Below are 16,865 nucleotides of genomic sequence, written 5' to 3'. Positions count from 1 at the left end.
GGTGGAGTCGACTACTGCTGCGAAACTGCAAGAGCTGCGGGACAATCTGAGGGCGGCGCGGGAACCCGCGGGGGATGCGGGGATAGCCAAGCGTGCGGCGAAAGGAATCCCCGGTCCACGCGAACGCATCGAAATACTTCTCGACCAGGGCAGTTTCACCGAAATCGGGGCGCTGGTGAAGCAACCAGGCGCGGCCGACGGACTCTACGGTGACGGTGTGGTCACCGGGCACGGCAGGATCGACGGGCGCCCGGTGGTGGTGATCGCCCACGACCAGACCGTGTTCGGTGGATCGGTGGGTGAGATGTTCGGACGCAAGGTCGCGATGGCGATGGATCTCGCGGCCGATATCGCCTGCCCGTTCGTGGCGATCAACGACTCCGGCGGCGCCCGGGTGCAGGACGCGGTCACCTCGCTGGCCTGGTACGCGGAGATGAGCAGGCGCCAGACCCGGCTGTCCGGGGTGGTGCCGCAGGTGTCGGTGATGCTGGGCAAATGTGCTGCGGGCGCGGTGTATTCGCCGATCAACACCGATGTGCTGATCGCGACCGAGTCGGCGTACATGTTCGTGACCGGTCCCGAGATCATCCGCGAGACCACCGGCGAGGAAGTGACCCTCGACGAGCTCGGTGGCGCGTTCAACCAGGCGCACAACGGCAACATCCATCACGTGGCGGCGGACGAGAAGGCCGCTTTCGAGTGGGCACGAACGTATCTGAGCTTCATGCCGTCGAACTGCTACGAGCGTGCTCCCCTGATCAATCCCGGTCTGGAGCCGGCGATCACGGACTCCGACCGCGAACTCGATTCGCTGATACCGGATTCCGATCGCCGGGGCTACGACATGTACGAGATCCTGCTCCGGATCTTCGACGACGGGGAGTTCCACGAGATCGGCGACGGCGCCGCCCGCAATCTGATCACCGGATTCGCCCGGGTCGACGGGCGCAGCGTCGGTGTAGTCGCCAATCAGCCGCTGGTGGCCAGCGGCGCGATCGACGCGCGCGGGTCGGACAAAGCCGCGCACTTCATCCGCCTGTGCGACGCGTTCGACATTCCGCTGGTGTTCGTCGTCGACACCCCGGGCGTGCTGCCGGGCGTGGAGGAGGAGAAGATCGGCGTCATCAAACGCGGCGGACGATTCTTCTACGCGGTCGTCGAGGCCACCGTTCCGATCGTCACCGTCGTGGTCCGCAAGGCCTACGGCGGCGGCTACGCGGTGATGGGGTGCAAGCAGCTCGGCGGCGACATCAACCTGGCGTGGCCGACGGCCCGGATCGCCGTGATGGGCGCCGAAGCCGCCGTGGGCCTGACCCAGCGCAAACAGCTGGCCGCCGTCCCCGAGGCAGACCGACCGGCCGTACGTCAGCAGATGGTCGACTTCTACAACGCCGCCGTCGCCACCCCGTGGATCGCCGCCGAACGCGGCTATATCGACGCGGTCATCGAACCGTCCACTACCCGGCTGGAAATCCGCAAAGCGCTGCGCCTGCTCGGCGACAAACACATCGAGCAGGCACCGCGCAAACACCGCCTGATGCCGTTGTAGAGCCGCGTCACCGCGCGGTGGCCAGCACGCACGCTTCTACATAGCCGGCGACGAGTGGACGGTTGTCGTCACGTCGCCAGGCCAGGGCGAGTTCGCAGGGACTCACGCCGGTGACCGGCCTGGTCACCACGCCGTCGTGGGCGACCAGCGCGGCGTTGCCGGTGGCGAGCAGGACGATGCCGTCGAGGTTCACGAGTGCCTCGTAGGTCTCTTCGGTGCTCGACACCTCGGCGCCGATGATCGCCGGTCGCCCGGCGCGTTCGTCGACGGCGAGCCAATAGTCGCGCAGGGGGCCCGCCGAGCGGGGCAACGCGAGGAAGGGCTCGTCGAGCAGGTCGGCGAACTCGATCCGGTCGCGCGCGGCGAGGTGGTGCGACTGCGGAAGGGCCACCAGCCGCGGTTCGGTCGCGACCACCAGCCAGCGGTAGCGGTCGCTGTCGAGCAGCGGCAGCCAGACGAAGGCCACGTCGCTGGCGCCGTCGGCCAGGCCGGCGGTCGGGTCGTCCCAACCGACCAGGCGCAGCACCGGTTTCGCGTGCGGAAACGCGGTGCTGAATCGGGAGCGCACGGCCGGCAGGATGCCTCGACCGGGACTGGTGCTGATGCCGATGGCCAGCGCGGCCTCCTCGGTGGCTTTCGCCGACTCCACCGCGGCCTCGGCGGTTTCCCAGGTCGCGAGGAGGCGCAGCGCGTGCGGCAGCAGCGCCGCGCCGACCGGGGTGAGGGTGACCGAGCGGGAATCACGCACGAACAGTGCCGCACCGAGGTGACTTTCGAGTCGGCGGATCTGTTTGCTGAGCGCGGGCTGCGAGATGTACAGCACCTCCGCGGCGGCGGTGAAGCTCAGGCGGTCGGCCACCGCGACGAAGTACCGCAGGTCGCGTCCGTGGACATCCATAACTCCTGGTTATCACAAAGGATCTTGGACTTCCATCTCGTCCGGGCGGAAGTATTGCTCACGAAACATCAACGAACACAGGAGAACCTGATGAGCATTCCGAAGATCTGGCTGGTCACCGGCGCGAGCAGCGGGTTCGGCCGTGCCATCGCACAGGACGCCGTCGACGCGGGCGATATCGTGATCGCCGTCGCTCGCCGCACCGCCGCCCTCGACGATCTGGTCGCCGCGCATCCCGATCAGCTCGAGACGATCGCGCTCGACGTCACCGATACCGCTCGCATCGACGAGGTCGTCGCCGATGTCGTCGCCCGCCACGGCCGCATCGATGTGCTGGTCAACAATGCCGGTCGCACCCATGTCGGCGCGGTCGAGGAAACCACCGAGGCCGAATTGCGCGGACTGTTCGACCTGCACCTGTTCGGCCCCGCCGCCCTCACCCGTGCGGTGCTGCCCCACATGCGCGCCCAGCGCGGCGGTGCGATCGTGCAGATGAGCAGTGTCGGCGGGCAGCTGTCCTTCGCGGGGTTCTCCGCGTACAGCGCCACGAAGTTCGCGCTGGAAGGGTTGTCGGAGGCACTCGCCGAAGAGGTGGCGCCGTTCGGCATCAAAGTACTGATCGTCGAACCCGGCGCCTTCCGTACGGGACTGTTCGGCCCCGGAGCCGCGGCGTTCAGTCCCGAGTCCGACGTTTACGCCGACACCGCGGGCGCCACCCGTCGCATGGTCGAGGGCGGCGACGGCACCCAGCCCGGCGACCCGGCCAAGGCCGCCGCCGCCATCCGCGTCGCCCTGTCCGCCGAGAAGTCGCCGCTGAGGCTGCCGCTGGGCGGCGATTCTGTCGACGCGGTCCTGGGCCACCTCGATGCCGTCCGCGATGACGTCCTCGCGTGGGAAAAGGTCTCCCGCGCGACCACTTTCGACGAAAGCTGAGGGCACACGCGCACCACACCGTGACGCACCGCTGCCGCGGCGGCGCTGCTCGAGCTGGAGTCTCCGAACCGGACGGTCATGGAGGTCTACTTCACCCGGGCCGACGAACCGGAGCGCCTCGCCGGCCGGGTAGTGCTCACCCGCCGCACGTGAACCACGTCTGCCGGACTCCTCGGAGTCCGGCAGACGGCACTACGCGCTGACCGAGCTCGCCCGCGGCACCGGCGAACTATCGCGTCGGGCGACCGCACGGACCAGCAGGTAGATCGGAAAGGCGATGGGCGACAACAGAATCGTGCCGACCAGCAGTGGGCCCATCAGCAACGGGTGGACGTTGCGCTCGCGACTGTCGAGGTAGATCCAGCGGCCGAGGAACAGGTCCCACGCGATGATCTGCGCCCACAGCGCGGTGAGCACGGCGGGGTCGGCGGCGGCCTCGGTGATGGCGGCCAGGGACGGCGATGTCACCAGCGACCACATCGCACCCAGCACCGGCATCGCGACGATCGCCCACACCACCAAGGGCACCAGCACAATCCACGGTGCGGAGATGATCGTGCGGGTCCAGCGCCACGTCGGGGCGAAGATCATCAGCGCCCAGAACGGCACCGTAACCCAGAACGACAGGTCGAACAACGTGCTCATGCAGTAACCACCTTTCGGGTACCGGCCGCGCTCGCGACCGAGATCATTACTCCGACAACTACTCCGGTGACGATCGCGGCCGCGGCCGTCAACGTGGCCTGATCGGGGTGGATCAGCGGCTGCCCCCGCAACGCCTGCCAGGTGACCAGCGCGAGCACCGCCGCGTACCCGGCAGACGCGGTGATGATCAGGCCGAGCCGAACGCGCACCGACCGCAGCAACGGGATCCGTGGCGCCAGCACCACCAGCAGTGCCGCGAGCAACGGCAGTGCCTGGAGCGCGTGCATGCCGAAGAAGTGCGGAATGCGCAGGTCACCATCGGTGGTGCTCCACCCCGTGAGCGGCATGCCGGGCGTGCCGTCGGGAGCTCCGACCGTGTGCGCGCCCGCGATGCCCTCGACGCCGGATTCCCGCTGGGGCATCAGATTTCCCAGCGCCAGCCCGACCAAGGTGATCGCGATGCCGCAACGAATCGACCAGGTGATCGAGGCGTCACCGAGGCATGCGCGCATCAAGCCGATCCCGATCACCAGGGTTGCCAGGAACAGGATGACGATGGTGGACCCCATGATCACCCAGAGGGTGCCGTCCAGGGCGGTGGTCATGTTGTAGTGGCTGCGGGTCCCGCGGATCACCTGCCCGAAGATGATCGCCTGTTCGATCACCCCGGCGACCACGATCACGGTGGCCATTCGCGACGCGAGCCGAGAAAGGTTGGGCCGCAACGACATCAACCATGCCAGCGCCACGCCGTAGAACACGAACGAGATCGCGAACTTGGTCGGCTTGAACCAGGCCGCCGACCCGGCGATCACCCGGTCGTCGACCAGCATCCCGATCAGGCCGACCACGACGAGCGCGGCATTGACGGCGGCGAAATACATCAGCGGACGGTGCAGGGGTGCGTTGGGGCGGGGCAGCGAGGGGACGGTCAGGACTGACATTCGAATCTCCCAGAGATAGATAGCTATACTATCCGTTATGGATAGCTAGACTATCCGCTATGGGTGACGTAGGCAAGGGGTAGGAACAACACGGAGGTAAGAGTGCGAATCTCGGAGTTGAGTGATCGCAGTGGCATCGCGGTGGCGACCATCAAGTACTACCTGCGCGAGGGACTGCTGCCGCCGGGTGAACGCACCAGCCCCAACCAGGCCAGCTACGGCGAAGACCACCTGCGCCGACTCCGCCTGATCCGCGCGTTGATCGAGGTGGGCGGGATACCGGTCGCCACCGTCTCCGATGTGCTCGCCGCCATCGACTCCCCCGACATGCCGCTGTTTCATGTGCTCGGCGTGGCGCAGGACAGCCTGTCCACCCCCGTCCCCGCCGCCCATGACGCCGAATGGGATCGCGCCTACGAGGCCGTGCGCGCGGAGATGGACCGACGCGGCTGGGACATGAAACCCAGCCCGCAGGCCGTCGACACGCTCACCGGAGTGATCGTCCGACTCGCGCAACTCGGCTACCGGGACTGGGCCACCACCACCCTGCCCACCTATTTCGACAGCTCGCGGGCAGTCGCGGAAACCGACGTAGCGGCCGCCCTGTCCGCGGGCGGGCGCGACGACATCATCGACGCGGTCGTCGTACTGACCGTCCTGGGCGACACCGCACTGGCCGCCATCCGCCGCATCGCCCAGGCCCAGGTCTCCCTGGAACGCCTGAAGAACCCAGAAACCCCGTAACGCACAGCGGCCCCGCGAGAATCCGCGGGGCCGCTGTGTCGTCTCTCAGAGCAGACGTGACAGGAAAGCCTGTGTCCGTTCGTGTTGCGGGTTGGCCAGCAGCTCACGCGGCGGGCCCGATTCCACGACCACACCGGCATCCATGAACACCAGCTCGTCGGCGACCTCGCGGGCGAAGCCCATCTCGTGGGTCACCACCAGCATGGTCATGCCCGAATCGGCCAGCTCCCGCATCACCGCGAGCACCTCACCGACCAGCTCGGGGTCCAGCGCCGAGGTCGGCTCGTCGAACAGCATCAGCTTGGGATCCATCGCCAGCGCTCGCGCGATGGCGACGCGCTGCTGCTGACCACCGGACAGCTGCGCCGGGTAGGCGTTGCGCTTGGCCGAGAGCCCGACCCGCTCGAGCAGTTCCTCGGCCCTGGCGACGGCCTCGGACTTACGGATCCCGCGCACCTGGATGGGCGCCTCGATCACGTTCTCCAGCGCCGTGCGGTGCGGGAACAGGTTGAAATGCTGGAACACCATGCCGATATCGCGACGCTGGATCGCGGCATCGCGCTCGTGCATCTCGTAGAGCTTGCCGTTCTTCTCCCGGTAGCCGACGAGATCGCCGTCGACGTAGAGCCTGCCCGCGTTCACCTGCTCGAGGTGATTGATGCAGCGCAGGAACGTCGACTTGCCCGAGCCCGACGGCCCGACCAGGGTCAGTACCTTCCCACGCTGGACCTCGAGCGAGATGCCCTTGAGCACCTGCAGGGCGCCGAAGCTCTTACACACCCGATCAGCCAGCACCATCGGCGGGACTGCCACAACTGGTTCTGTCATTTCGCCTTCACCGCCGCCTGCGCTGTGGCCAGTTCCTGAAGCTGCTTGGCCGTCAGCTGCCGGGTGGCGCCACGCGAGTAATAGCGTTCCAAGTAGTACTGGCCGACCATGAGCACGCTGGTGATCGCCAGGTACCAGGTGGCACAGACGAGCAGCAGCGGGATCGGCTGGAAGTTCACGCCGTAGATGTCACGGGCGCGGCCGAACAGGTCGGTACTCAACGGAATCGCGGTGACCAGCGAGGTCGTCTTGAGCATGCCGATCAGCTCGTTGCCGGTGGGTGGGATGATCACCCGCATGGCCTGCGGCAGCACCGTGCGGCGCATTGTCTGCGTCCACGACATGCCCAGCGCCACCGAGGCCTCGCGCTGCCCCTCGCCGACGGAGTTGATACCCGCGCGCACGATCTCGGCCATGTACGCGGCCTCGTTGAGGCCGAGGCCGATCACCGCGAACAGGAACGCCGCCTGCAGGTGCTGCACATCGAAGTGGAAGAACTGCGGACCGAACGGCACACCGAGATCGATCTGCTTGTACAGCGAGGGAACCAGGCCCCAGAACACCAACTGCACGAACACCGGGGTGCCACGGAAGATCCACAGGTAGATCCACGCGGCGGTGCGCAGCACCGGGTTCGGCGACAGACGCATCACCGCGAGGACCGTGCCGAGGGCCACCGCGATCGCCATCGCGAGCACGGTGAGCTCCAGGGTGACGATCGCGCCGGCGGTGATCCGGCTGTCGAACAGGTACTTGCCGTAGGTATCCCACCGGTAGGCGGGATTCGTGGCGGCGCCGTAGACGAACAATCCCACCAGGATCAGGATGATTGCCGCCGCGATCCAGCGGCCCGGCCTGCGCAGCGGGACCGCCTTGATCGGTTCGGGTTCGGTGCCCGGTCCGGGCACCTCCACCGTGTCTTTCGCGTCGGTCACGTCAGCTCACTGCACCGTTGATCACCGAGGTCTTGATCTGACCGTCCTGCACACCCCAGTTGGTGGTGATCTCGCCGTACTTGCCGTTGTCGATCAGGTGCTGCAGCGCCTTCTGCAGCGCCGCCGCCAGCGGGGAGGTCTTCTGCACGGCCCAGCCGTAGGGCGCGGAATCGAACAGCGGGCCCGCGGCCTCGATCTTGCCTTCGCTCTGCTTGATCGCGTACGCGGTCACCGGGGAATCGGCCGACATCGCGTCGACCTGGCCGAGCACCAACGCGTTGGTCGCGGCGCTCTGCTCGTCGAATGCCTTCATTTCGATGGCGGGCTTACCTTCGGCGACGCACTTGGCGCTCTTGGCGGGAATCTCGTCGGTGTGCTCGACCGTAGTGGACTGTACGGCGACCTTCTTGCCGCACGCATTGTTCGGATCGATCGCTTTACCGGTTTGCTGGGCCCACTGGATACCCGCGGAGAAATAGGTCGTGAAATCGACCTGCTGTTCGCGTTCGCGCGAATCGGTGATCGAGGACATACCCACGTCGTAGGTCCCTGCCTGAATGGCGGGAATGATCTTCTCGAACGAGGATTCGACATAGTCGACCTTCAGTCCGAGGGTGCTCGCGACGGCGTCGAGGAGGTCTACATCGAAGCCGACGATCTTGCCGCTCGCGTCCTTGTACTCGTTCGGCTGGTACGGCACGTTCACGCCGACGACCAACTTGCCTGCCTGCTTCACCTTGTCGGGGACCGCCGCGGCGAGCGCGTCGACCTTCTCCGCCGACACCTTGTTCACCGAGGCGCCGTCGCCCTCGGTGTTCTCGGCGCAGCCGGTCAACAACAACGCACCGCCGGCGACGGTACACAGCAGCCGCACGGCGCCACGGCCGAGGACAGTTCGAACAGACAAAGGAGCCTCCACATTTCACGTCGACGCCGGCCACGTGTCAGCGCCTGTTTGGCAATGTATGCGAACCGGACACAGCGTGGTGCGACAGTAACCGAAGATTAATCAGCCGATGTGAAAGGGGTCCCTTCACCTCCGGTGCACGCGGGCCCGTACCTGCTCGGTGAATTCGCTGGTGGAAGCCAGACCGCCGAGATCCGCCGTCGCGATTCCGGCGGCCAGCGTCGCCGCCACCGCACGGGTAATTCGGTCCGCGGCATCATGGAGTGGACTATTGTCGTCACGAACTGCCAACCAGCGCAACAGCATTGCCGCCGACAATTGCAACGCGGCGGGATTGGCCCGATTGTGCCCCGCCAGACCGGGCGCCGCGCCGTGCACAGCCTGTGCCATCGCGCGCGTGTCGGAGCAGTTGAGCGAGGCGGCCATGCCGAGTGAGCCACTGAGTTCACCGGCCAGATCCGAGAGGATGTCACCGAACAGGTTCTCGGTGACGATCACGTCGAACTCGGCGGATGAGCGAACCAGGTGCGCCGCCATCGCGTCGACGTGTTCGTCGTCGACCCTCACGTCCGGATACTGCTCGGCCACTGCGTAACAGACGTCACGGAACAGGCCGGTCGTCATCGGCAGCACATTGGCCTTGTGCACCACGGTGACCCGCTTGCGCCTGCCCTGCGCGAGCCGCAGCGCCTGATGGGCGATCCGCTCGCACGCCGTGCGGGTGATCACCGCGACCGCCATCGCCACGTCCTCGGTGGGACGGAACTCCCCCGACCCTGCGAACATATTGCGGTCCGCGTAGAAGCCCTCGCTGTTCTCCCGGACGATCACCAGATCGATGTCGGGCGCCATCGCGCGCACGCCGGCGAAGGCGGCGGCAGGGCGGATGTTCGCGTAGAGCTCGAGCCGTTTGCGGATGATGCCGCCCGGTGCCACGCGCATGTCCGACGGGTAGGAGGCGTTGTCGTGCGGACCGAGAATCCAGGCGTCGAGATCCTCGAGAGCGGTCAGGGTCTGTTCCGGCAGCGGGTGGCCGTAGGCGGCGATCGCCTCGTGCCCGATCAGCAGCGGCACCCACTCCACCGGCGCGAGCCCGGCCGCGCCGATCGCTTCGTCGACCACCGCCCGGGTCGCGGCCACCACCTCGGGGCCGATTCCGTCGCCGTCGATCACACCGAGTCGCAGGTTCGCCTTCACACCGTTCACTCCCCCATCCTCGCGCGTGTCCGGACCGGATCGAGCGAGTGGGCGGTGCGGACACGCCGCAGCGACTAGTTTCTGCAGATCATGGTGCAGTCGGTGGAGTTGCTCCTCGACGAGGGCGGCGAGACAGAGATCCGCAGGCAATGGGCGGTTCTTGCCGAAGCAGGCCTGGGCAATCGCCACCCCGGGACCGCTCGGCCGCACATCACCGTCGCGGTGGCGCGCGAGATCTGGCCGCGCATCGACCACGCGCTCGAGCGGCTCGCGTTCGAGCCGCTGCCGATCCGTTTGGGCGGGCTGCTCGTCTTCGGGGCGCGCCGGCCGATCCTGGTCAGGGCGGTCGTCGTCACCGCGGACCTGCTCGCCCTGCATCGCCGGGTCAGCGAGGTGGTCTCACCCTGCCCCGGCGTACCGGCGACCATGGCTCCCGGCGCGTGGACACCGCACGTGACCCTGGCGCGGCGCGTGCCCCCCGAACGGCTCGGCGACGCGGTGCGGACGGTCGCGGCCGACACCGATTTCCGGTCGCTCATCGTGGGGATTCGCCGCTGGGACGGGGAGGCGCGGCAGGAGCGAATCGTGATCGGGGGAAGATAGTAGGACGCCCCGGCGTTACAGCCGAGGACACCGACAAGGAGAGGACGTCATGGCCACCCAGACGCTGACCCAGCAGAACTTCGACGAAGTCATCACCGGAAACGACGTGGTCCTCGTCGATTTCTGGGCTTCCTGGTGCGGTCCGTGCCGCAGTTTCGCACCGACCTACGAGACCTCGTCGGAAAAGCACACCGACGTCGTCTACGGCAAGGTCGACACCGAGGCCGAGCAGGGACTCGCCGCGGCCGCCAACATCCAGTCGATTCCGACCATCATGGCCTTCCGCGAGGGCGTACTCGTCTTCGCGCAGCCGGGCGCGTTGCCGCCCGCCGCGCTCGAGGACCTGGTGACCCAGATCAAGGATCTGGACATGGACGAGGTGCGCAAGCAGATCGCCGAGCAGCAGGAATCCTCTCCCGCCGAATAGTCCGGCGCCGAGAACACACAGGGCCCGTTCACCTTTCGAGTGAACGGGCCCTTGTGCGTGTTCGGGTGGTGTCAGCCCGCGAGCAGGTTGACGCCGGCGATCATGGCGCGCACGGTCGATTCCGCGCTGCCGGCGGCGGTGGCCACCGCCCAGCCGCGCCTGCCGTTGAACTCGCACTGCATGAAGGTGGCGGTGCCGTCGGCGGTCGGGCGCTGATGGAAGTGCAGGATCTCGAGGGGGTAACCCTCGTCGTAGAGCGCGGAGGTCATCGCGGCAACGGGGCTGCCGGTGGCGATGACGGTGCGCAGGTGGTCGGCGAATTCCAGGGTGGCGGTGAAATCCGTTCCGGAACAAGACCATTCGCGCAGGGCGATGGATCCGTCGGCGCGGGTGTACCGGTCGAGGAAGGCGGCGGGGTCGAGGTCGGTGAGCTCGGCGCGCAGGCCCTTGGGGGCAGCGGCGAACAGGGCATGGTCCAGTGTCAGCGTCATTGCAGGTGAGGTCTTCCCGAAGATGTCTTCGTTGGCAGGTGGGACCAGCAGAACGATGAAAAGCAGCCCGCAGCGTAGGGGCTGGTCCGAATCAGACCCCGCTACGGCGGGTTACTACGAGAAGAATTCGCCGTGAGGCTGCCTGCGCGGTCTGCGCAGCAGCGACCGCGAGGTCGCGGTCAGCGACTAGCAGCGCGGCACAGCGGGCGGGATTCGGCACGCAGTCGAGAATAGGGCGATCGTCGCGAAACCGCAACCTGGTTCACTGCCCGGAGTGTCTACTGGTGAGTACCATCACCGCAGCTCAGGATCGGTAACGTCGGCCCCGGCGACGGCGATGGGTACCGTATCGGGTTAGAACAGCGGCAGAGCACGCTGATGCACCGGGAGGACCCTTCGGAGGGTGCCCCGCCGCGGGATCGGGTGGATCTGGCGGACGGGTCGGCGCGGCTCGTCGCCCGCGAGCGCTGAATCCGGTCAGCGCCGCGACGCTGCACCGGTCAGGGGTTCCACCGAGGCGAGGGCGCGGGCCGAACCGTCGACGTCGACCTGGACCCGCAGGCGCTCGGGTTGCGAACTCGTCCGCAACACCACTTTGTCGCCCATCATCACCGGGCCGACGTGTTCGACGATCGCGCGGTACGGCAACCGATGACGGTCCGGGTGCGCGGCGAGCGCCTCCTCCATGGCCTCCCAGTACACCGCGTTGTTGACATGGCCGAGCCGGTCGACGTCGGTGACGCGCAGCGGGAACGGCACCTCCTCCACCTCCGCGACGTCGAGTTCGGTGAGCGCGGCTTTCCAGCGCAGGCGATGTTCGGTGGTGCCGGCCAGCATCGGCGCCATGAACGCGTCGCTCATCCGCGCGGGACGGCCGGCGACGGGGTCGATGTGGATCAGGAACGCCGCGGCCTCGATGTGCCCGCCCTTCTCCCCGCGCAACCGGATGCGCATGTCGCACCAACGATTCGAGAGCGCGTCGGCCCAGCGGCGGAGCTGGACGCGGTCGCCGAACATGATCGGCTCGTACACGTCGATCACCGTGCGCCGCACGATCCACGCCTGATGGGTGTCGCCATCCTCCACCGCGTCGAGATGATCGAACCCGATGTCCTGCAGGTAGCGCGCCACCGCGTCGAGCCGCAGCCGGTCGTCGCCATCGGTGTCGCCGAGTCGTACCGGCCACGACATCGCGAAGGCCTGCTCGATATCGGGGCAGTCGGGCAGCGGGGTCGCGATGACGGGCTCGGTCATAGGGCCGATGCTGCCACACCGGTGTCGCCAGTGACACGCGCCTCAGCACGGATCCGCCGAAGGCATTGAATCACTACGATTTTCGGCCGTAGGGTCGGTTCGACGCCGGACGACAGGATGGATGCGATGCTGATCGATTTCACGCCGGACAAGGCGCTGTACCCCTTCGAATCCCGCTGGTTCGAATCGTCGGCGGGCCGGGTGCACTACATCGACGAGGGCTCCGGGATCCCCATCCTTTTCTGTCACGGCAGCCCCACCTGGAGTTTTCTCTACCGCAAGATCATCGGTCAGCTGGGCGACCGGTTCCGGTGCGTAGCAGTCGACTACCCGGGCTTCGGACTGTCCGAACGACCACCCGGGTACGGCTACACGATCGCCGAACATGCCGCGGTGGTCGGCGAGCTCGTCGACCATCTCGGGCTCGACCAGTTCGTCGTCATGGGCCAGGACTGGGGCGGACCGATCGGCGCCGCGGTCGGCGCCGATCGAGCCGATCGGGTGCGCGGGCTGGTGCTCGGCAACACCCTGTTGTGGCCGACGGATACCTGGCCGCAGAAGGCGTTCAGCCGGGTCATGGGCAGCTCGCCGATGCAGCGGCGGATTCTGCGCGACAACCTTCTCGTCGAGCGTTTCCTGCTCGGTGAGCTGCGGAACACGATCAGCGAGGCCGAGGCCGATCACTACCGCGAAGTGCAACCTTCACCCGAAGCCCGGCGCGGGATCGCCGCGATGCCCGGGCAGATCCTGGCCGCTCGCCCCTTCCTCGAACAGCTGGCGATCGACGTGCCCGCCCGGCTCGGCGCCACACCGACGCTGCTGATCTGGGGCATGAAGGATATGGCGTTCCGTCCCGCCGCGTTCCTGCCACGAATGCGCGACACGTTCACCGACCACCGGGTCCTCGAACTGCCCGACGCCAGACACTTCATCCCCGAACACGAGCCCGGCAAGATCGCCGAAGCTATCGTCCAGCGTTTTCGCTGACGCCGCCCCGACCGCTTCCTCGCGAGGCAGCGGGGCACTCCGTCGGCACCTGGCGGTGCGCCGGTTTCCGCGATCGACCGTGAGCGAATCGCTGGCTAATAAAATGTGACCAGATTGTGAATCTCCCGCGAGTCGCCGCCGAGAACGGCCGATCGCACGGTAGCGTCGCGGCCGCTAGGCCAATTGTTACTGCGTGAAAGGAATTGTTCGACATGGCATTCGAAGTCACTGGGGCTATCGGCGATCACTACAACGAAGCCGGTGGCGCGTCCAGCCCGCTGGGTGAGCCGACCTCGGCAGAGCAGGACGCCGCCAACGGTGGCAAGTTCCAGGAATTCACCGGCGGAGTCATCTACTTCAAGCTCCCGACCGGGGCCAAGACCGTGTACGGCGCCATCCGTCAGGCATGGGAAGCCGAAGGCGGCGCGGGCGGCCGGTTCGGCTACCCGACCTCCGACGAGCAGGACATCGAAGGCGGCAAGATCAGCCACTTCGAGAACGGCTCGATCAGCTACTCGATCGCCGATGACGCTGTGACGGTCAACGCGTAACTCGCGTTCCCGCTACGCCACGAGGGGCGCCTCCCCGGCCGGGGAGGCGCCCCTCGTGCTGTGCGGACCAGCTCAGTGCGCGGCCGAATCCCAGCTCCGGCCGGTGCCGACGGAGACGGTGAGCGGGACCGAGAGGTCGATCGCGGCCGACATCTGTTCGCGCGCAAGGGCTTCGAGGGCCTCGCGCTCGCCGTCGGCGACCTCGAAGACCAGTTCGTCGTGGATCTGCAGCAGCATCCGCGAGCGCAGGCCCGCTTCGCGGATCGCGTTCTGCACGTTGATCATCGCGACCTTGATGATGTCGGCGGCGGTGCCCTGGATCGGCGCGTTCAGTGCCATCCGCTCGGCGGATTCACGGCGCTGACGGTTGCTGGAATCCAGGTCGGGCAGGTAACGCCTGCGGCCGAACAGGGTTTGGGTGTAGCCGACCTTGCGGGCCTGGTCGACGACGTCGGACAGGTAGTCGCGGATGCCGCCGAAACGGTCGAAGTACACGTCCATCTGCTCTTTGGCCTCGGTGGTGCTGATCTTGAGCTGGGCGCTCAAGCCGTAGGAGCTCAGACCGTAGGCGAGACCGTAGGACATGGCCTTGATCCGGCGGCGCAGCTCGGAGCTCACCTCCGCGATCGGGATGTCGAAGGCCTTCGAAGCAACGAAGGTGTGCAGGTCCTCGCCGGAATTGAAGGCCTCGATCAGGCCCGCGTCCCCGGACAGGTGCGCCATGATGCGCATCTCGATCTGGCTGTAGTCGGCGGTCATGAGTTCGGCGAAGCCGGGGCCGACCACGAAGGTGTCGCGGATCTGGCGGCCGGTGTCGGTGCGGATCGGGATGTTCTGCAGATTCGGCTCGGTCGAGGAGAGCCGACCGGTGGCGGCGATGGTCTGGTTGAACGTGGTGTGCACGCGGCCGTCGTCGGAGACCGACTTGAGCAGGCCGTCGACGGTCACCTTGAGCCGGGTCGCGTCGCGGTGGGCCAGCAGGTGCTCCAGGAACGCGTGACCGGTCTTCTCGAACAGCGATTCCAGCGCGTCGGCGTCGGTGGTGTAGCCGGTCTTGGTGCGCTTGGTCTTCGGCATGTCGAGCTCGTCGAACAGCACCACCTGCAACTGCTTGGGCGAGCCGAGGTTGATCTGCTTGCCGATCACCTCGTACGCGGAGTTCGCGGCCTCGGTGACGCGGTCGGCGAACTGCTGCTGGAGGTTCTCGAGCTGGGCGACGTCGACCGCGATGCCCGCTTCCTCCAGTTGACCGAGCACGCCGAGCAGCGGCAGCTCCATCTCCGTGAGCAGTGGGGTCGATTCGATGGCTTCGAGTTCGGTATCCAGGGCGACGGCCAGGTCGGCGACCGCGCGGGCACGCAACATCTCCTCGCGGGCGATATCGGCGGCGACAGTGTCCTCGTCGTCGAGCAGGGACAGCTGGCCCGTGTCGCCGGTCTCGACGCGCAGTTCGCGCTTGAGATAGCGCAGTGACAGATCGTCGAGGTTGAAGCTGCGCTGACCGGGGCGGACCAGGTAGGCCGACAGGGCGGTGTCGGTGGCGAGACCGCCCAGGGTGAAGCCACGCCCGCGCAGTGCGTGCCCGGCGGACTTGGCCTCGTGCAGCGCCTTGGGCACCTCGGGATCGGCCAGCCAGGTGGCCAGCGCCGTCTCGTCTTCGGGGGTGAGGACGGTCAGGTCGATGTAGCCGCCCTCGCCGTCGGCGGCGGCGATCGCCAGTGCCCGCGCGTCACCGTGCACCGGCGTCCCGGTCCCGACGATCGAGAGGCCATGGCGCACACCGGCTTTCGCGTGCTCGGCCAGCCAGTCGGCGACCGCGCCCTGATCGAGGGCACCACCGCTGATCTCGAAACCCGACTCGGCTTCCGGCTCGGGGGAACCGAGGGTGTCGAACAGCCGGTCGCGCAGCACCCGGAACTCGAGGTCGTCGAAGAGCTGGTGGATCTTGTCGCGGTCCCACGGCGCCTTGATCAGCTGGTCGGGGGTGTAGGGCAGCGGCACCTCGCGCACCATCTCGGTGAGCTGGCGGTTGAGCACCACACTCGACAGGTTCGCCCGCAGGGAGTCACCGACCTTGCCCTTCACCTGATCGACGCGGTCGACCAGGGTGGCGAGGTCGCCGTATTCGCGGATCCACTTGGCGGCGGTCTTCTCCCCCACGCCGGGAATGCCGGGCAGATTGTCGCTCGGGTCGCCGCGCAGAGCCGCGTAGTCGGGATACTGCGCGGGCGTGAGGCCGTATTTGGTCTCCACCTCGGCCGGGGTGAAGCGGGTGAGATCCGAGACGCCCTTCTTCGGGTAGAGCACGGTGACGTCGTCGTTGACCAGCTGGATCGCGTCGCGGTCGCCGGTGACGATGAGGACCCGGTAGCCCTGTGCCATCGCCTGGGTGGTGAGAGTGGCGATCACATCGTCGGCCTCGTAGCCGTCGATGGCCATCACCGGGATGCCCATCGCGCCGAGCACGTCCTTGGTGAGTTCGACCTGCCCACGGAACTCGTCGGGGGTGGCACTGCGATTGGCCTTGTACTCCGGGTACGCCTCGGTGCGGAACGTCTTGCGCGACACGTCGAACGCCGCGGCCACATGGCTCGGTTTCTCGTCACGCAGCAGATTGATCAGCATCGAGGTGAATCCGTACACCGCGTTGGTGGTCTGACCCGTGACAGTCTTGAAGTTCTCCGCCGGTAGCGCGAAGAACGCGCGATAGGCGATCGAATGCCCGTCGAGGAGCAGCAGCGTAGGCCGCTCACCCTCCGGGGCAGTGGTCGTTGTCGATGCCTGCGCAGTCGTCGGTGAACTCACCCGAGTGAGTCTAGGGACACCCTCCGACAGACACGAACACCGCCATCACCGCACTCCAGCCCCCCACCCGCGACCCCTAGGGAGCGGCGGCCACGCAGTGGCCGGTCGCGGCCGGGTCGCCGGTTAGCCGCCGGGGCGTAGGCGACGAAGGAGCAAGCCCCGGTGGC

The 16,865-nt window shown here is 67.2% G+C and carries 18 protein-coding genes; 8 read left to right on the top strand and 10 right to left on the bottom strand.

What is annotated here, in order from left to right; all coding sequences use genetic code 11:
* The first annotated feature begins 1 nt into the window (after position 1).
* Positions 2-1,549, top strand: coding sequence for an acyl-CoA carboxylase subunit beta (locus ACFVVI_RS31670; protein ID WP_387448208.1), 1,548 nt, complete (start codon positions 2-4; stop codon positions 1,547-1,549).
* A 7-nt stretch (positions 1,550-1,556) separates the two neighbouring features.
* Here the strand turns inward: ACFVVI_RS31670 and ACFVVI_RS31665 are convergent, their stop codons facing one another.
* Positions 1,557-2,447, bottom strand: a complete 891-nt coding sequence (locus ACFVVI_RS31665) for a LysR substrate-binding domain-containing protein (RefSeq protein ID WP_378994076.1) — start codon at positions 2,445-2,447, stop codon at positions 1,557-1,559.
* Positions 2,448-2,537: 90 nt separating this feature from the next.
* Here ACFVVI_RS31665 and ACFVVI_RS31660 point away from each other — a divergent pair, with 90 nt between their 5' ends.
* Positions 2,538-3,380, top strand: a complete 843-nt coding sequence (locus ACFVVI_RS31660; RefSeq protein WP_378994074.1) for an oxidoreductase — start codon at positions 2,538-2,540, stop codon at positions 3,378-3,380.
* Positions 3,381-3,572: 192 nt separating this feature from the next.
* Here the strand turns inward: ACFVVI_RS31660 and ACFVVI_RS31655 are convergent, their stop codons facing one another.
* Positions 3,573-4,025 (bottom strand): ABA4-like family protein, encoded by a 453-nt coding sequence (locus ACFVVI_RS31655; RefSeq protein WP_387448082.1) that lies wholly within the window; start codon positions 4,023-4,025, stop codon positions 3,573-3,575.
* Positions 4,022-4,969 (bottom strand): hypothetical protein, encoded by a 948-nt coding sequence (locus ACFVVI_RS31650; RefSeq protein ID WP_387448080.1) that lies wholly within the window; start codon positions 4,967-4,969, stop codon positions 4,022-4,024. The genes ACFVVI_RS31655 and ACFVVI_RS31650 overlap by 4 nt, the downstream gene beginning before the upstream one ends.
* A gap of 117 nt (positions 4,970-5,086) precedes the next feature.
* Between ACFVVI_RS31650 and ACFVVI_RS31645 the strand changes: the two genes are divergently transcribed.
* Positions 5,087-5,713, top strand: a complete 627-nt coding sequence (locus tag ACFVVI_RS31645; protein ID WP_378994068.1) for a MerR family transcriptional regulator — start codon at positions 5,087-5,089, stop codon at positions 5,711-5,713.
* A 45-nt stretch (positions 5,714-5,758) separates the two neighbouring features.
* Here ACFVVI_RS31645 and ACFVVI_RS31640 read toward each other — a convergent pair whose 3' ends face one another.
* The 4 genes from ACFVVI_RS31640 to ACFVVI_RS31625 form a co-directional block, all read right to left on the bottom strand.
* The gene (locus ACFVVI_RS31640) at positions 5,759-6,511 is read right to left on the bottom strand and encodes an amino acid ABC transporter ATP-binding protein (protein ID WP_378994290.1); all 753 of its coding nucleotides are present in this window, start codon (positions 6,509-6,511) and stop codon (positions 5,759-5,761) included.
* 26 nt (positions 6,512-6,537) lie between these two features.
* On the bottom strand, positions 6,538-7,476 hold the full coding sequence (locus ACFVVI_RS31635; RefSeq protein ID WP_378994066.1) for an ABC transporter permease subunit: 939 nt from the start codon (positions 7,474-7,476) through the stop codon (positions 6,538-6,540).
* A 1-nt stretch (position 7,477) separates the two neighbouring features.
* Positions 7,478-8,383 (bottom strand): ABC transporter substrate-binding protein, encoded by a 906-nt coding sequence (locus tag ACFVVI_RS31630; protein ID WP_378637131.1) that lies wholly within the window; start codon positions 8,381-8,383, stop codon positions 7,478-7,480.
* 126 nt (positions 8,384-8,509) lie between these two features.
* A complete protein-coding gene (locus ACFVVI_RS31625; RefSeq protein ID WP_387448077.1) occupies positions 8,510-9,589 on the bottom strand; it encodes an isocitrate/isopropylmalate dehydrogenase family protein in 1,080 nt (359 codons plus the stop codon).
* Positions 9,590-9,670: 81 nt separating this feature from the next.
* Here ACFVVI_RS31625 and ACFVVI_RS31620 point away from each other — a divergent pair, with 81 nt between their 5' ends.
* Complete coding sequence (locus ACFVVI_RS31620; RefSeq protein ID WP_378994062.1) at positions 9,671-10,183, top strand: 2'-5' RNA ligase family protein; 513 nt, start codon at positions 9,671-9,673, stop codon at positions 10,181-10,183.
* Positions 10,184-10,232: 49 nt separating this feature from the next.
* Positions 10,233-10,610, top strand: coding sequence for a thioredoxin (trxA, locus tag ACFVVI_RS31615; protein ID WP_056824580.1), 378 nt, complete (start codon positions 10,233-10,235; stop codon positions 10,608-10,610).
* A gap of 71 nt (positions 10,611-10,681) precedes the next feature.
* Here the strand turns inward: trxA and ACFVVI_RS31610 are convergent, their stop codons facing one another.
* Entirely contained in the window at positions 10,682-11,101 is a 420-nt protein-coding gene (locus ACFVVI_RS31610; protein ID WP_387448075.1) for a 2-keto-3-deoxygluconate kinase, read from the bottom strand.
* A 309-nt stretch (positions 11,102-11,410) separates the two neighbouring features.
* Here ACFVVI_RS31610 and ACFVVI_RS31605 point away from each other — a divergent pair, with 309 nt between their 5' ends.
* Positions 11,411-11,572 (top strand): DUF6191 domain-containing protein, encoded by a 162-nt coding sequence (locus tag ACFVVI_RS31605; RefSeq protein WP_387448206.1) that lies wholly within the window; start codon positions 11,411-11,413, stop codon positions 11,570-11,572.
* Positions 11,573-11,578: 6 nt separating this feature from the next.
* Here ACFVVI_RS31605 and ACFVVI_RS31600 read toward each other — a convergent pair whose 3' ends face one another.
* The gene (locus ACFVVI_RS31600) at positions 11,579-12,355 is read right to left on the bottom strand and encodes an acyl-[acyl-carrier-protein] thioesterase (RefSeq protein WP_378994058.1); all 777 of its coding nucleotides are present in this window, start codon (positions 12,353-12,355) and stop codon (positions 11,579-11,581) included.
* 126 nt (positions 12,356-12,481) lie between these two features.
* Here ACFVVI_RS31600 and ACFVVI_RS31595 point away from each other — a divergent pair, with 126 nt between their 5' ends.
* Both ACFVVI_RS31595 and ACFVVI_RS31590 read left to right on the top strand, forming a co-directional pair.
* Positions 12,482-13,342, top strand: coding sequence for a haloalkane dehalogenase (locus ACFVVI_RS31595; protein ID WP_387448073.1), 861 nt, complete (start codon positions 12,482-12,484; stop codon positions 13,340-13,342).
* A 212-nt stretch (positions 13,343-13,554) separates the two neighbouring features.
* The gene (locus ACFVVI_RS31590) at positions 13,555-13,893 is read left to right on the top strand and encodes an LGFP repeat-containing protein (RefSeq protein ID WP_378994054.1); all 339 of its coding nucleotides are present in this window, start codon (positions 13,555-13,557) and stop codon (positions 13,891-13,893) included.
* Positions 13,894-13,965: 72 nt separating this feature from the next.
* Here ACFVVI_RS31590 and polA read toward each other — a convergent pair whose 3' ends face one another.
* Positions 13,966-16,698 carry a DNA polymerase I gene (gene polA, locus ACFVVI_RS31585; RefSeq protein WP_379317170.1) on the bottom strand — a complete coding sequence of 911 codons (2,733 nt, stop codon included), beginning with the start codon at positions 16,696-16,698 and terminating at the stop codon, positions 13,966-13,968.
* Positions 16,699-16,865: the final 167 nt, after the last annotated feature.

The sequence above is a fragment of the Nocardia sp. NPDC058114 genome (assembly GCF_042884695.1).
In the GTDB taxonomy this organism is placed as follows: Bacteria; Actinomycetota; Actinomycetes; order Mycobacteriales; family Mycobacteriaceae; genus Nocardia.
The sequence above is the reverse complement of the archived record's forward strand: the minus strand, read 5'-3'. Positions and strand labels throughout refer to the sequence as shown.

Excerpts from the sequence above, each read along its gene's own strand:
- ACFVVI_RS31665 (WP_378994076.1), bottom strand. The coding sequence starts at position 2,447 with ATGGATGTCCACGGACGCGACCTGCGGTACTTCGTCGCGGTGGCCGAC.
- ACFVVI_RS31660 (WP_378994074.1), top strand. The coding sequence starts at position 2,538 with ATGAGCATTCCGAAGATCTGGCTGGTCACCGGCGCGAGCAGCGGGTTC.
- ACFVVI_RS31655 (WP_387448082.1), bottom strand. The coding sequence starts at position 4,025 with ATGAGCACGTTGTTCGACCTGTCGTTCTGGGTTACGGTGCCGTTCTGG.
- ACFVVI_RS31650 (WP_387448080.1), bottom strand. The coding sequence starts at position 4,969 with ATGTCAGTCCTGACCGTCCCCTCGCTGCCCCGCCCCAACGCACCCCTG.
- ACFVVI_RS31640 (WP_378994290.1), bottom strand. The coding sequence starts at position 6,511 with ATGGTGCTGGCTGATCGGGTGTGTAAGAGCTTCGGCGCCCTGCAGGTG.
- ACFVVI_RS31620 (WP_378994062.1), top strand. The coding sequence starts at position 9,671 with ATGGTGCAGTCGGTGGAGTTGCTCCTCGACGAGGGCGGCGAGACAGAG.
- trxA (WP_056824580.1), top strand. The coding sequence starts at position 10,233 with ATGGCCACCCAGACGCTGACCCAGCAGAACTTCGACGAAGTCATCACC.
- ACFVVI_RS31610 (WP_387448075.1), bottom strand. The coding sequence starts at position 11,101 with ATGACGCTGACACTGGACCATGCCCTGTTCGCCGCTGCCCCCAAGGGC.
- ACFVVI_RS31600 (WP_378994058.1), bottom strand. The coding sequence starts at position 12,355 with ATGACCGAGCCCGTCATCGCGACCCCGCTGCCCGACTGCCCCGATATC.
- ACFVVI_RS31595 (WP_387448073.1), top strand. The coding sequence starts at position 12,482 with ATGCTGATCGATTTCACGCCGGACAAGGCGCTGTACCCCTTCGAATCC.
- ACFVVI_RS31590 (WP_378994054.1), top strand. The coding sequence starts at position 13,555 with ATGGCATTCGAAGTCACTGGGGCTATCGGCGATCACTACAACGAAGCC.